The sequence below is a fragment of the Salinicola socius genome, from assembly GCF_001937195.1.
In the GTDB taxonomy this organism is placed as follows: Bacteria; Pseudomonadota; Gammaproteobacteria; order Pseudomonadales; family Halomonadaceae; genus Salinicola; species Salinicola socius.
The window spans coordinates 228,086-241,181 of sequence record NZ_MSDO01000003.1; the positions used below are offsets into that span (position 1 = coordinate 228,086).

Consider the following 13,096-nt stretch of genomic DNA (forward strand, 5'->3'; position numbering starts at 1 on the left):
CGCTTTCCGGAACGAAGATCAGGGAAGATCGCCCACCGAGGGTGGGCGATCGGCAGAGCCGAGTCGTCGATGATCTCGGTCGTTCAAGACATCATCGGCTTACGACATCATGGACTCGGGCGGATGCTCGCAGGGGAGCTTGCCGTTGATGTAGTTTTCGATCTCGGGCAGCGAGAAGGCATCCTCTTCACCGACGAAGCTGATCGACACGCCCTTGGCTCCAGCACGGCCGGTACGTCCGATACGGTGGACGTAGTCCTCGGGGTCTTCCGGCAGCGTGAAGTTGATGACGTGGCTGACGTCCTCGATGTGGATCCCGCGTCCGGCGACATCGGTCGCTACCAGTACGGTCACTTCGCCTTCGCGGAAACGCTCCAACGTCTTGATCCGCTGATTCTGCGGCACATCGCCGGAAAGCATGGCCGCGTTGATGCCCTGATCGCGCAGCATCTGATCCAGCTCCCGCACCAGGTCGCGTCGATTGCCGAACACGATGACCCGTTCCATCGCTTCCTGACGGACCAGATTGAACAGCAGCTTGCGCTTTTCGCTGTCGCCGACCAGATAGACCCGCTGATCGATATTGGCAGCGTTGTCGGTGGTCACCTCGATCTCGACGTGCGCCGGATTCTGGGTCCACTGCTCGGAGAGACCGAGAATATCCGGCGTGAAGGTGGCCGAGAACAAAAAGGTCTGGCGTTCCTCGCGCTTGGGCGTATAGCGAATGATGCGCTTGACGTCCGGGATGAAACCCATCGACAGCATGCGATCGGCCTCGTCCAGCACCAGCACCTCGACCTGGGACAGATCGATATCCCGCTTCTGCTGGAAATCGAGCAGTCGTCCCGGTGTCGCCACCAGAATATCCAGATTCTTGCTCAGCTGATCACGCTGCTTCTGGTAGTCCATGCCACCGACGACGCTCGCCACATGCAGCGACGTGAAACGCGACAACGCCTTGGCGTCCTTCTCGATCTGCAATGCCAGCTCGCGGGTCGGCGCGACGATCAGCGCACGCGGCGTTCCCGGCTTCTGCCCATCCGGCGCTTCCTCTTCCAGGAAGTAGGCCAGCATCGAGATCAGGAAGGCCGCTGTCTTGCCGGTACCGGTCTGCGCTTTGCCGACCACGTCGCCGCCGAGCAGCGTGTGCTTCAGGGCTTCGGCCTGGATCGGCGTGCAGTACTCGAAACCCTCTGCCTGGATCGCTCGCATCAGTGACGTCGGCAGGTCGAAATCATGAAACCGCCAGCGTCCGGCTACGGGCTCGACCTGAAACTGCTTCAGCGACCAGTTGGAAGTGTTCCGCGACTGCGATTTGCGTGGCTTGCGCCGACGCCGCTTGGGTCTACGGTTCTGTGCCGGGGCCTGGGTGTTGTCAGACTCACTCATAGTTATGACGAATGTCCGAAATCGATTGACGGTTTGACTCGCGATGGCTGACGCCGTCAACGGCACGGCGGGAGAGGCATGCACGCCTTTTGAGGCGTTACCTCGCCGCGATGGTCGACGACTTCGCAAGGGCTACGCCCAACGCGAGCCGACGCTATTGTACCAGCCTGACCCGCTAACGTCGCGAGCCCAGTCGATCAACGTCAGCGAGCCAGGCCGAACATCGATGCGAACGAGGCGCTCTTGGTAACCGATGGCACGACCGGCGCTGCCTGTTAGAATGCGACACAACGCTTCTTGGTGAGTGTTGGCCGATCAGATCCGCGCTCACGCTCGACTCTCTCTTGCCCGATTTTGCTGAAACTGACAGGTTGCGCGCATGACTCGCAGAAAAAAGACCCGGTCGCTGGCCGACAAGGTGACGATCCGTACCGGCAAGCGCAAAGACTATCGCCGCTGGCGCCATGACCATCCCGATGAAGTCGCTCCGTCGCGCCGTTTCGTCGACAAGAAAACCCAGCAGCGAAAACTGCAGGCCGAGCGAAAGCGCCAGCGCCAGAGTGCCCCGCCGCTGCCGCTGCATTCGTCCGGCGTCGATGGTGACGCCTCGAACAAGGAGGGCTCCGACTGATGCGCCTGGTCTGTTTCAACATCAACGGCATCCGCGCTCGACTGCATCAGCTCGCCGCGCTGATCGAATCCCACGCACCGGATATCATCGGTCTGCAGGAGACCAAGGTTCAGGACAGCGAATTCCCCCGCGAAGCGGTGGAAGCCATGGGTTATCACGTCCACTTCCACGGACAGAAAGGCCACTACGGCGTCGCGATGCTGACCAAAGCCGCACCGAAAGCCGTGCACTACGGCTTGCCGGATGATGGCGAGGAGGCGCAGCGCCGCCTGATCGGCGTGACGCTCGAGATGGGCGACGGTGAACCGCTGACGGTCTGGAACGGCTATTTTCCTCAGGGCGAGAATATCGCCCATCCGACCAAGTACCCCAACAAGCGCGCTTTCTATGCCGGTCTCAACAAGCTGCTGGAAACGCAGCACCGGCCGTCCGAACGTTTGGCGATCATGGGCGACTTCAATATCTCGCCGGCGGATATCGATATCGGTATCGGTGAAGACAACCGCAGGCGCTGGCTACGTGAAGGCAAGACCAGCTTTCAGCCCGAGGAGCGCGAGTGGCTGGAACGTCTCAAGGCGTGGGGGCTACAGGACAGTTACCGACGCTGCCACCCGGAGAGCAGCGACTATTTCAGCTGGTTCGACTACCGCTCAAAGGGCTTCGATCGCGAACCCAAGCGCGGGTTGCGGATCGACTATATCCTGGTCACCGAACCGCTGGCCCTGGCCACGCGGCAGGCCGGTATCGACTACGATCTCCGCGGCATGGAGCGGCCATCCGACCATGCCCCGGTGTGGACCGAGTTCGCGCTGGATTGAGATGATTTGACGCAAGCCGAGTCGATCGGTGAGCGCCGCGATGCCACGAGCTCGCGGGATCCGAAACGGCGATGCCCGGATTCCCCAGGCGTCGCCGTTTTCGTTCCCTATCGCGTCCCGCGTTGGCAGCCGCCTTTCGCCCGGCCTGCCCAACCTGGCGCCCAATCCACCGTCTAGCCCAGCGAATCCAGCCACTGCTGCGCCTGCTCGACGCCCGCCGCCTTGGCCTGGCGAAACGCCTTGCGCGCTACATCGGGCCGGTCGAGCTGCGTGGCGGCGATGCCCTGCAGCAGCCAATCGCGGCCGGAAATCTCGCCACCCGACCGGCGCAAACCGGCAAGTGCGTCCAGCGTCGTCTGCCATTCACCCCAACCGTAAGAGAGCTCGGCCAACTGCTGCCAGTCCTGCGCCCGATCGCTTCGTTCGGCCAGTGTCTGCCATGCCGCCAGCGCCTGATCATGATGGCGCGCCGCCGTCCACGCCTCGGCAAGCAGGCGAAGATTCGCGGTACTGGAATCCAGCTGGCCACTGTCCAGCCATCGAGTCAGATGCTCGCCGGCACGTGCCGGCGTTCCACCCGCGATATGCAACCTGGCCAGTTGCAGCAGGTCGTCGTTCGAGGTCAATACGCCGCGTCGCCAGCCGCTTTCCCAGATCGCGGCGGCACGGCCGTCATCGCCAGCTTGCCGGGCGAGCCCGGCGGCGCGACGCCATGCATCGGGCGAATTCCCGCCGTCGCCCAACAGCGCCAGCGCATCGTCGAAACGCCCCGTCTGCTGATAGACGGTACTCGCCAATTGCCGTTGCGACGGGCTCCAACCCCCTGTATCCGACTCACTTATACGATCGAGCGAGTCGGCCGCGGCCGACCACTCTTTCAGCGAGGCGCGCACCTGGACCAGTAGCCAGCGTGAGGCGTCGTCGCCGCCGCTGCGCTCGACCCACCGTGTCAACAGATCCGCACCCTGCCGGGTCTGGCCGGCGCTCAGACGCAAACGCGCTTCCTGATAAAGCCAGGAGAGACGGCGGGTATCGGGAACGTCGTCGATGCGACGCGCTTCGGCGAACTGATCCGCAGCCTCGGCGTCATTCCCCTGATGGGCATTGGCCGAGGCCGCCAGTTGCAGAAACAGCGCACGCGCCCAACGATCCGCGGCGTTGCCCCCTTCGAGACGCGCGGCCGAGGCCGCGGCGCGCGAGGCCACCGTCGCGTCCTCGCCGGCCTTGAGCTGCGACTGCATCGACTGCAGCGTCTGGATCATGTCCGCACGCAGCGCCGGACCCTCGGCCTCCACCGGCGGGACGCCGCCGAGACTGAACAGAATCGCCGTCACCAGCGGCAGGTAGCGCTTGCCCGGACGGCAGCCCTTCTTGGAATTCACGATCAGCCCTCCAACTGGAACTGGATACGCTGAGTGGCGCGCCGAACATCGTCCGCCGGCGGAAACCGCCATTGGGACACGGCCTCTTCCACCGCACGATCGAAGACGTTCGCCGGATCGGCATCGATCACTCGCAGGCTGTCGGTATCGACGCGCCCGTCGGGTTGAATGATGAAACTGACCTCCACGTACCCTTCCATACCCCGACGGCGCGCGCGCATCGGATAGGACGGATTGACCCGACTGGTAGGCTGCAGTTGGCCGACATCGCGGGGAGACGCCTGCGTGCCCTGCGGCGGCCGCTGCGGCGCGGGATCGGGCTGGGCCGGGGCATTCGCGGCTTCGGGCTGGGGCGCCGCTTCCGCCACGGTTTCTGGCGTCGGCTGTGGCTCCGGATCAGCCTCGGGTTGCGGTTGTGGCTTCGGCTCGGGCTCCGGCCGCGCCTCGCTCAGCTCGGGTAGCGACTCATCCAGCGTCAGATCCGGCGTCTGCATTGGTGGGGTATCGGGCTCCGGGATTTCCACCGGGCTTGGCGCCTCAGCCGCGGGGACGGGGGTCGCTGCCGGCGGTGGCGGCGGCGCACTCGGAGGGGTCGGCAATGCCGGCGAGGTTGGCGTCGGCTCTGCCTGCTGCTGATCTGGCGAATCGACCATCGAGATCGCCGTCGGCGTCACCACCTGGGTCCGATCCGGCACCGGCGGTGCCACCAGCAGCGCCAACAGATAGAACAACAGCAACGCCAGCAGCGCGCCACCCGCCAGCCCGACCAACCTGCGCATCAGCCGGCGCCCCGATTGGCAGCCACGGCAACGTTTTCGACACCGGCCTGATGGATGCGATCCATGACCTGGATCAGCAAGCCGGTCGTCGAGTTCTTGTCGGCCTGAACCACGACGCTGCCATCACCGGAGACCAGTTGCGCGACACGAACCCCGACGCGATGGGCGTCCACCGCCTCGCCGTCGACCCAGATCGCACCTTCGCCGGTGATGGCGACCAGCACCCGGGTGTCCTGGCGTGCCGTTGCCTCGCTCGACTCGGGCCGCTGGATTTCGACGCCACTCTCCTTGATGAAACTGGTGGTGACGATGAAGAAGATCAGCATGATGAAAACGACGTCCAGCATCGGCGTCAGATCGATGCCGGTCGAGTCGTCACTGGCTTCCCGCAAGCGACGCCTACGCATGAGAGTCCTCCACGGCGCGGGCCATGCGGTCATGGAGCCGCTGATCCTCGCGCCGAATGATCTGTTCCAGACGAGTGACGAAAAGCAGCCCAACCACGGCGACGGCCATCCCGCAAAGCGTCGGCAGCGTGGCCTGGGCAACGCCGTCGGCCATCGCTCGGGCCTGGCTGCTCTCGGTCAGGGCCAGGCTATCGAATACCTGGATCATTCCGGTCACCGTTCCCAGCAGGCCGAGCAATGGGCAGATCGCGATCAGCAGCTTGAGCCACGGCAATGGCAGGCGCAGCCGGGCGATCAACTCGCTCGTCCACACTTCACGTAGCGTCAGCGCACTCCAGCTCGAGTGATCGCGGCGTCGAATCCACGCCTCGATCAACACCCGACGGGCACGTCGATGGGTGAACCGCCAATAGAACAGACGCTCCAGCGAAATCGCGAACAGCGCCATTGCCACCAGCATGATCAGCACCAGCACCTCGCCGCCGGCACTGATCAGCCAGCGGATAGGCTCAAGCGTGAGCACCATGACGGCGCTCCTCGGCGTGGGCGACAGCGATCGTTTCGGCCTCGAGATGCTCGGCCAGAACCGCGCTGGCACGGCCTTCCAGCAGCCCGATCAATCGACGGCTGCGGCTGTTCAAAGCGGTATTGACGAACAGTAGCGGTACGGCCGTGATCAACCCGAGAACGGTAGTGACCAGCGCCTGGCTGATACCACCCGCCATCAGCTGCGGATCGCCGGTGCCGAACACCGTGATCGACTGAAAGGTGACGATCATGCCGGTCACCGTGCCCAGCAGGCCCAGCAACGGCGCGACGGCGGCGATCAGTTTGACGATCGGCTGCCCCCGTTCCAGGCGCGGCTGCTCTGCCAACAGCGCTTCGTCGAGACGCGCCTCCAGCGCTTCCGGGGCATGATCGCGGCCCAGAGCGGCAAATCGCTTGAGGACCCGCCCCAGCGGATTGTCTTCGCTGAGCGCCTCGGGCTGCCGCATCTGTCGGCGCATACGCGCGCTGACCTGCAGCAGATAGCCGTATTGGAGCAGTGCCACCAGCAGACCGACGAGTCCCAGCGCGACGATCACGTAGCCGACGTAGCCGCCCTGCTCGAAGCGCTCCCACAGGCTCGGCTGCTGGGATAGCGCACTCAGCACGTCGCCATCGGTCGGATCGATCACGATCTGGTTGCCGTCTCCCTGTTGAAACGCCTGCAGCGCCTGACGGGCATCCCTCGGCGTTGCCGCGAATACCGAGAGGCGTCCGTCATCGCCAACTCGCTGCAGCAGATCGCCATTGCTGAACGCCACGGTGTCACCCAGGCGAACCACATCACGCTGAGCGACATCGCCATCCGCACCGGCCACCGGAGCCTGAAATCTTACACCGCGCCCACTTTCCGCGATCAGCCCCGCCAGGTCCTGACGTACCTGATTCAAAGTCTGCAGATCGACCAGACCCCGATCGTCGAGACGAGGCGGCAGTTGAGCGTTACCCCCGATCGTCAGCCAGCTCTCGCCCAGCGAGTCCCGAAGCTCGCTGGCCTGCTGCTTGACGATCCCGGATATGTCCCCGATGTCGCCAGCCTGCTCGTTACGCTGCTGCTGCAGCGCCGTCAGCTGCTGTTGCTGAGCGGACTGGCGGGATTCCAGCTGATCGCGCTTGGCCTGAGCCGCCTGCAGACGCTGCTGGGCATCCGCAACGGCCTGCTGCAGCGCCTGCCGATCATCGAGCAACGTCTCCAGCCGCTGACTATCGCGCTGTTCGGCTGCCTGGCTATCGGCGCGGAACGACTCCAGTACCTGCTGCATCGACGGCGCATCGCCACCGCCGGCGCCACCCGCTTGCGCAACGGCGACGCCGGGCAACAACGTCATCGCCGCGACGGGCAATGCCAACCACCATGCGTGACGTGTCATGACTGTCCCTCCGCCGCTGACTGACCATCTTCGACGACCAGCGATGCCGGCAGGTGCAGCAGCGCCGGCGCGCTCTGATCCTGGGCGATCCGGATGCCGCGACGCACTTCACTGATCTGGTCACCGTTCAAGGCTTCCCACTCGTCGTTGGCGACGCTCCAGACACCACCGGCCCGATCGTTCGGCGTCACGTAGTACCAGCCCGTCCGTCCGACCCGGAGATAATCGACTTCCCGCGCGAGCTGACTACCCTGGCTTGCCGCATCGGACTGTGCCCCCTCGAGCGGACCACTCCACTGATCCATCTCCCGCCCGTAAGCGAGTTCGGCACGCCAGGCGGAGAAGATTCGCTGCAGCTTGTCCGCCTGGGACGCGTCGTCGCTGGACAGCATCTGCTCCAGGTCGTCGACGCGAGCCAGACGCTCGTCACGCAGAAATGGCATGTCGGCACCGATCATGGCGCGCAGTTGCTCGACCATGTCGCGCAACTCACCCGGCAGCGCCTCTCGGGTCACATTGATCTGGGTCAGCGCCTGCTTCTCGGACGCGATACGCTTGGCCTGATTATCGACGATCGGCGCCAGCTCGGCGTTGTAGCTCTCGAGCCGATCGGCTTGCTGGTTGGCCTGACGCAGCTGCTGCAGGGCTTCCCGGGTGGCGTCGTCGGCGTCATCGATACGCTGTTGAAGTGCGGCCTGGGTCTGTTGGGCCTGAATACTGGCCTGACTGAGCGAGTCCTGTGCCAGTGCCGTACCGACGCCGACCAGGCTCAGGGCGGCGAGGAGCGACGTCAGCAGACGCCGGCCTTCTCGTTTCCGCGAAAAATCATGCACCACGCTATCTCCTTGCGTATGAGCAGTAACCACGGGCGGGTGGCGAGCGCCGTCAGGGGGCGTGGGACCACTGCCTGCGCATCTTCGACGCGGCCCTGACCGGCGGTGTCACGAAGCTGAATTCGACGCGATACGCTAATACAAACAAGAACAATTATCAATCCGTATAAGATAGCTCAGCATCTGACATCGGATGTTCGCTCCGTCAGACGACTGCGAGGCACAAAAAAGCCGGTGCCAAGGGCACCGGCTTGCTGACTCGCTTCAGCGCGTCGGTTACAGCTTCTGTTCCAGCTCGGGCAGGATCTCGAACAGATCGCCCACCAGACCGTAGTCGGCGACCTGGAAGATCGGCGCGTCGTCGTCCTTGTTGATCGCAACGATCACCTTGGAGTCCTTCATGCCGGCCAGATGTTGAATCGCGCCGCTGATACCCACCGCAATGTAGAGATCGGGGGCGACGATCTTGCCGGTTTGCCCGACCTGCATGTCGTTGGGTACGTAGCCGGCATCGACAGCAGCGCGCGAGGCGCCGACGGCGGCACCCAGCTTGTCGGCAATCCCGTTGAGCAGCTTGAAGTTGTCGCCATTGCCCATGCCACGGCCGCCGGAGATCACCACGCGGGCGCCGCTCAGCTCCGGTCGCTCGTTGTGGGCCAGTTCTTCACCGATGAACCGCGATAGATCGCTGTCGGCCACGAACGCCAGCGCCTCGATCGTCGCCGTTCCGCTTTCGCCCACCGCGTCGAATGCCGTGGTGCGCACGGTGATCACCTTGAGCGAATCACTGGACTGCACCGTCGCGATGGCATTACCGGCGTAGATCGGGCGCTTGAAGGTATCGGCACTCTCGACACTCAAGATTTCGGAGATCTGGGAGACATCCTTGAGCGCGGCGACACGCGGCAGCACGTTCTTGCCATCGGTCGATGCTGCGGCCAGCACCTGGCTGTAATCCTCGGCCAGTTGTACCAGCAGATCCGCCAGCGGCTCGGCCAGCTGGTGCGCGTAAGCCGCGTTGTCGGCAACCCGTACCCGCGAAACGCCGTCGAGCCTGGCGGCCGCCTCGGCAACACCTGCCACATTCTCGCCGGCAATCAATACGTCGACCTCACCGCCGATGGCTCGCGCGGCAGCGACGACATGCGCGGTGCCCGCAGCCAGGCGCCCTTCGTGGTGTTCGGCCAGAACCAGAGTCCTCATGAGATCCGCTCCTATCAAAGCACTTTGGCTTCGTTCTTGAGTTTGTCGACCAGCTCGTCCACGGAGCCCACCTTGACGCCGCCCTTGCGCTCGGCCGGGGTCTCGACCTTGAGCAGGGTCAGGCCGCCGGTCACGGCCACGCCCAGCGCTTCCGGCGTCGTGGTTTCCAGCGGCTTTTTCTTGGCCTTCATGATATCCGGCAGCTTGGCATAGCGCGGCTCGTTCAGGCGCAGGTCGGTGGTCACCACCGCCGGCAACTTGAGCGCAATGGACTGCAGGCCGCCATCGATCTCGCGAGTGACACGAACCTGGCCTTCCTCGACGCCATCACCGAAGGCAATCTCGGAGGCGAAAGTACCTTGCCCCATACCGGTCAGTGCCGCCAGCATCTGGCCGGTCTGGTTGTTGTCGGTATCGATCGCCTGCTTGCCGAGAATGACCAGATCGGGCCTCTCTTCGTCGACCACGCCCTTGAGCAGCTTGGCCACCGCCAGCGACTCGACGTGCGCATCGGTCTCGACATGGATGGCGCGATCCGCGCCCAGCGCCAGCGCCGTGCGCAGCTGTTCCTGGGCAGCCTTGGGGCCAACCGTAACGGCGACGATCTCGGTGGCGACGCCCTTCTCCTTGAGACGGACGGCCTCTTCCACCGCGATCTCGCAAAACGGATTCATGGCCATCTTGACGTTGGTCAGGTCCACGTCGGAGTGATCCGGCTTGACCCGGATCTTGACGTTGTAATCGATGACGCGTTTGACCGCGACGAGTACTTTCATGGGTGTCCTCGCAGGCTAATGACAGGCCGACCCGGTAGAGCTCGGTCGGCAGTGACGATCGGGATGTGAATGATCGTCATCGTGAGGTGATACAGGCAACAAAAACGTCGGCGGAGACAGGATCACGCCGACGCAGGCTTGGGTCAACTCGGCCCTCTCACCGCTCCTCACGGCACCAGCATGGTGCGCCTTCGGGACAGGATTGGGCGAAAATGCGATGATAGCGCATCAGAGGGGTGCTGCCGAAGCAGCACCTTCGCATAAGAACAGCGCCTGATGGCATAACATCAGGCACCTGACCAGCGTTAGGCGATAACAAAGGCGGTCAACAGCCGCCGACGCACAGACCGAGCAGACGTGAAGGCGCACGTTCTGCCAGCAAGCGAGGAGACAGGGTTTTGGAACGTGAATCCATGGATTTCGACGTCGTGATCGTAGGCGCAGGCCCCAGCGGGCTATCGGCGGCATGCCGCCTGATGCAACAGGCGAACGAGGCCGAGCGGGAGTTCTCGGTCTGCGTGGTCGAGAAGGGGTCGGAAGTCGGAGCCCATATCCTCTCCGGCGCCGTTTTCGAACCCCGTGCGCTGTCGGAGCTGTTCCCGGATTGGGCCGAACGTGGCGCGCCGCTGAACACGCCCGTGCTGCGCGATGAACTCTACCTGCTGAAAGACGCCGACAAGGCGCAGAAACTGCCCAACGCGCTGGTGCCGAAGTCGATGCACAACACCGCCCGGGCTGATTCGACCGGGGATGGCTCGACCGGCGCCGGCGACCGGAACTACGTCATCAGTGCCGGCAACCTGTGCCGCTGGCTGGGCGAGCAGGCCGAAGCGCTCGGGGTCGAGATATTCCCAGGCTTTGCCGCGCAGGAAGCGATCGTCGATGACGCGGGCGTCGTACGCGGCATCATCACCGGCGACATGGGCGTCGCCGCCGACGGTAGCGAAACCGCCAACTACATGCCCGGCATGGAGTTACGCGCCAGGTACACGCTGTTCTGCGAAGGGGCTCGCGGTCATATCGGCAAGCAGCTGATCGCCCGCTTCGAGCTCGATGCCGGTCGCGATCCGCAGCACTACGCCATCGGCTTCAAGGAGCTTTGGGATGTGCCCGCCGAACAGCACGAGCCAGGTCTGGTCCTGCACGGTTCCGGCTGGCCCTTGAATGACAGAAATCATGGCCGCGACAGCCACGGCGGCTGGTTTCTCTACCATGGCGACAATCAACAGGTCATGGTGGGGCTGATCGTCGATCTGGCCTATCGCAACCCTTATCTTTCGCCTTTCGAGGAATTCCAGCGCATGAAGCACCACCCGCTGCTGAAACGTCAGCTCGAGGGCGGCAAGCGAGTGGCCTACGGCGCTCGTGCGATCACCAAGGGCGGCGCCAACTGCCTGCCCAGGATGACGATGCCGGGCGGCCTGCTGCTCGGCTGCGATGCCGGCACGCTCAACTTCGCCAAGATCAAGGGCATTCACACGGCGATGAAGTCCGGGCTGATCGCAGCGGAAACGGTATTCGCGGCGATTGCCGCCGGCGACGCGGGCGGCAAGGAGCTTACCGACTTCACTCAAGCCTGGGAGGCGAGCTGGGCATGGCAGGAGCTGCAAGCCAGCCGCAGCTTCGGTCCAGCGATCCACAAGTTCGGTACCGTCGGCGGTGGCGCTTTCAATCTCATCGATCAGTGGCTGGGCGGGAAGTTGCCGGTCCAGCGCGACACCACGCCGGATCATCAGCTGAATACTGCCGCGGAATCGTCGCCGATCGACTATCCCAAACCGGACGGCAAGCTCTCCTTCGACAAACCGTCGTCGGTTTTTCTGTCGAATACCAATCACGACGAGAACCAGCCCTGCCACCTCAAGCTCAGCGATCCCGATACTCCGATCGAGAAAAACCTGCCGGCATACGCCGAGCCTGCGCAGCGCTATTGTCCGGTCGGGGTCTATGAAGTGGTCGAGGAAGCGGGAAAACCGCAGTTCCGGATCAACTTCCAGAACTGCATCCACTGCAAGACCTGCGATATCAAGGATCCGTCCCAGAACATTACCTGGGTGGCGCCGGAGGGCGGCGGCGGGCCCAACTATCCCAACATGTAATGGCGCATCAGCGCCGAACATCCTTCAGGCCGGATCGGCGGTGCTAGGCATCGCCGGTCGCGATCGGTCTCGCCGAATCCCGAATCCACTCGCTCCAGGAGCCCGGGTAGAGGCGCGGCAGCGGCAGGCCTGCGACGGCATAGGCAAGGATGTTATGGCAGGCGGTAACGCCGGAACCGCAGTACGCCGTCAGCCGATCGGCTTTGGGTAGCTCGTTGGCTAGCTGGCGAGGCGGCTTGAACTGCCCCGATGCCTCGAGATTTTCCGCGCAGGGACGACACACCGCTCCCGGAATGTGCCCCGCGATGGGGTCCAGCGGTTCTTCGAGTCCGCGAAAGCGCGACATGGCTCTGGCGTCCACCAGTTGCCCGCCTTTTTCCGCAAGCAGATCCGCCGACACCAGCGCCTCATCATCGAACGAGGGAACCCAACGGCTCGGCGCTCCGGGCGTGGCTGGCGTTGTCACCAGCTCCTCGCCCGCCATCTGCCATGCAGCAACGCCTCCGTCCAGCACGCGCACCTCGGGATGGCCCGCCCAACAGGCGATCATCCACCAGGCTCGCGCGGCGGCCAGCTGACCGCCGCTGTCATCGTAGACCACGATGGGTCGCCCCGGCGTCACACCCATGGACTGCAGTGTCACCGTGAATTCATCGCGGGAAGGCAGCGGATGCCGACCGCCCGCCCCCGGCTCGGCAGAAAGGTCTTCCTCGAGAGATAGAGGAACGCTTGCCGGGAGGTACAGACGGTCGCCGGGCTGCTCGCCGCCACGAAAAACGCGGCAGTCGAACACCAGCGGTGGCCGCTCGCCTGTCAGGCTCTGCTGAAGTTCTTCTGCCGTTACGAGAACGGATCGATTCATG

General features: G+C 64.1%; 13 protein-coding genes. 3 read left to right on the forward strand and 10 right to left on the reverse strand.

Annotated elements, in window-relative coordinates; all coding sequences use genetic code 11:
* Window positions 1–99 precede the first annotated feature (99 nt).
* A complete protein-coding gene (gene rhlB / locus BTW07_RS03970; protein WP_075568857.1) occupies window positions 100–1,389 on the reverse strand; it encodes an ATP-dependent RNA helicase RhlB in 1,290 nt (429 codons plus the stop codon).
* A 379-nt stretch (window positions 1,390–1,768) separates the two neighbouring features.
* Between rhlB and BTW07_RS03975 the strand changes: the two genes are divergently transcribed.
* Window positions 1,769–2,020, forward strand: a complete 252-nt coding sequence (locus BTW07_RS03975) for a hypothetical protein (RefSeq protein WP_075568858.1) — start codon at window positions 1,769–1,771, stop codon at window positions 2,018–2,020.
* The gene (gene xthA / locus BTW07_RS03980; RefSeq protein WP_075568859.1) at window positions 2,020–2,838 is read left to right on the forward strand and encodes an exodeoxyribonuclease III; all 819 of its coding nucleotides are present in this window, start codon (window positions 2,020–2,022) and stop codon (window positions 2,836–2,838) included. Before BTW07_RS03975 ends, xthA begins: the two co-directional genes overlap by 1 nt.
* A gap of 173 nt (window positions 2,839–3,011) precedes the next feature.
* Here the strand turns inward: xthA and BTW07_RS03985 are convergent, their stop codons facing one another.
* From BTW07_RS03985 to BTW07_RS04020, 8 genes are all read right to left on the reverse strand, one after another.
* Entirely contained in the window at window positions 3,012–4,220 is a 1,209-nt protein-coding gene (locus BTW07_RS03985) for a tetratricopeptide repeat protein (protein ID WP_083941496.1), read from the reverse strand.
* Between the two features lie 2 nt (window positions 4,221–4,222).
* Window positions 4,223–4,999: an energy transducer TonB gene (locus BTW07_RS03990; protein WP_075568860.1), complete on the reverse strand. Its 777-nt coding sequence runs from the start codon at window positions 4,997–4,999 to the stop codon at window positions 4,223–4,225.
* Window positions 4,999–5,406: an ExbD/TolR family protein gene (locus BTW07_RS03995; RefSeq protein ID WP_075568861.1), complete on the reverse strand. Its 408-nt coding sequence runs from the start codon at window positions 5,404–5,406 to the stop codon at window positions 4,999–5,001. Before BTW07_RS03995 ends, BTW07_RS03990 begins: the two co-directional genes overlap by 1 nt.
* Window positions 5,399–5,932 carry a MotA/TolQ/ExbB proton channel family protein gene (locus BTW07_RS04000; protein WP_075568862.1) on the reverse strand — a complete coding sequence of 178 codons (534 nt, stop codon included), beginning with the start codon at window positions 5,930–5,932 and terminating at the stop codon, window positions 5,399–5,401. Before BTW07_RS04000 ends, BTW07_RS03995 begins: the two co-directional genes overlap by 8 nt.
* Window positions 5,916–7,322, reverse strand: coding sequence for a MotA/TolQ/ExbB proton channel family protein (locus tag BTW07_RS04005; RefSeq protein ID WP_075568863.1), 1,407 nt, complete (start codon window positions 7,320–7,322; stop codon window positions 5,916–5,918). Before BTW07_RS04005 ends, BTW07_RS04000 begins: the two co-directional genes overlap by 17 nt.
* Window positions 7,319–8,158, reverse strand: coding sequence for a DUF3450 domain-containing protein (locus BTW07_RS04010; protein WP_244158303.1), 840 nt, complete (start codon window positions 8,156–8,158; stop codon window positions 7,319–7,321). The genes BTW07_RS04005 and BTW07_RS04010 overlap by 4 nt, the downstream gene beginning before the upstream one ends.
* Before the next feature lie 273 nt (window positions 8,159–8,431).
* A complete protein-coding gene (locus BTW07_RS04015) occupies window positions 8,432–9,358 on the reverse strand; it encodes an electron transfer flavoprotein subunit alpha/FixB family protein (RefSeq protein ID WP_075568864.1) in 927 nt (308 codons plus the stop codon).
* 14 nt (window positions 9,359–9,372) lie between these two features.
* Window positions 9,373–10,134 carry an electron transfer flavoprotein subunit beta/FixA family protein gene (locus BTW07_RS04020; protein ID WP_075568865.1) on the reverse strand — a complete coding sequence of 254 codons (762 nt, stop codon included), beginning with the start codon at window positions 10,132–10,134 and terminating at the stop codon, window positions 9,373–9,375.
* Between the two features lie 413 nt (window positions 10,135–10,547).
* Here BTW07_RS04020 and BTW07_RS04025 point away from each other — a divergent pair, with 413 nt between their 5' ends.
* Window positions 10,548–12,233, forward strand: a complete 1,686-nt coding sequence (locus BTW07_RS04025) for an electron transfer flavoprotein-ubiquinone oxidoreductase (RefSeq protein WP_075568905.1) — start codon at window positions 10,548–10,550, stop codon at window positions 12,231–12,233.
* 43 nt (window positions 12,234–12,276) lie between these two features.
* On the opposite strand, the gene BTW07_RS04030 is transcribed toward BTW07_RS04025, so the two are convergent.
* Window positions 12,277–13,095, reverse strand: a complete 819-nt coding sequence (locus tag BTW07_RS04030; protein ID WP_075568866.1) for a sulfurtransferase — start codon at window positions 13,093–13,095, stop codon at window positions 12,277–12,279.
* Window position 13,096 lies beyond the last annotated feature (1 nt).

Excerpts from the sequence above, each read along its gene's own strand:
- BTW07_RS04015 (WP_075568864.1), bottom strand. The coding sequence starts at position 9,358 with ATGAGGACTCTGGTTCTGGCCGAACACCACGAAGGGCGCCTGGCTGCG.
- BTW07_RS03990 (WP_075568860.1), bottom strand. The coding sequence starts at position 4,999 with ATGCGCAGGTTGGTCGGGCTGGCGGGTGGCGCGCTGCTGGCGTTGCTG.
- BTW07_RS04025 (WP_075568905.1), top strand. The coding sequence starts at position 10,548 with ATGGATTTCGACGTCGTGATCGTAGGCGCAGGCCCCAGCGGGCTATCG.
- BTW07_RS04000 (WP_075568862.1), bottom strand. The coding sequence starts at position 5,932 with ATGGTGCTCACGCTTGAGCCTATCCGCTGGCTGATCAGTGCCGGCGGC.
- BTW07_RS04020 (WP_075568865.1), bottom strand. The coding sequence starts at position 10,134 with ATGAAAGTACTCGTCGCGGTCAAACGCGTCATCGATTACAACGTCAAG.
- rhlB (WP_075568857.1), bottom strand. The coding sequence starts at position 1,389 with ATGAGTGAGTCTGACAACACCCAGGCCCCGGCACAGAACCGTAGACCC.
- BTW07_RS03975 (WP_075568858.1), top strand. The coding sequence starts at position 1,769 with ATGACTCGCAGAAAAAAGACCCGGTCGCTGGCCGACAAGGTGACGATC.
- BTW07_RS03995 (WP_075568861.1), bottom strand. The coding sequence starts at position 5,406 with ATGCGTAGGCGTCGCTTGCGGGAAGCCAGTGACGACTCGACCGGCATC.
- BTW07_RS04030 (WP_075568866.1), bottom strand. The coding sequence starts at position 13,095 with ATGAATCGATCCGTTCTCGTAACGGCAGAAGAACTTCAGCAGAGCCTG.
- xthA (WP_075568859.1), top strand. The coding sequence starts at position 2,020 with ATGCGCCTGGTCTGTTTCAACATCAACGGCATCCGCGCTCGACTGCAT.
- BTW07_RS04005 (WP_075568863.1), bottom strand. The coding sequence starts at position 7,322 with ATGACACGTCACGCATGGTGGTTGGCATTGCCCGTCGCGGCGATGACG.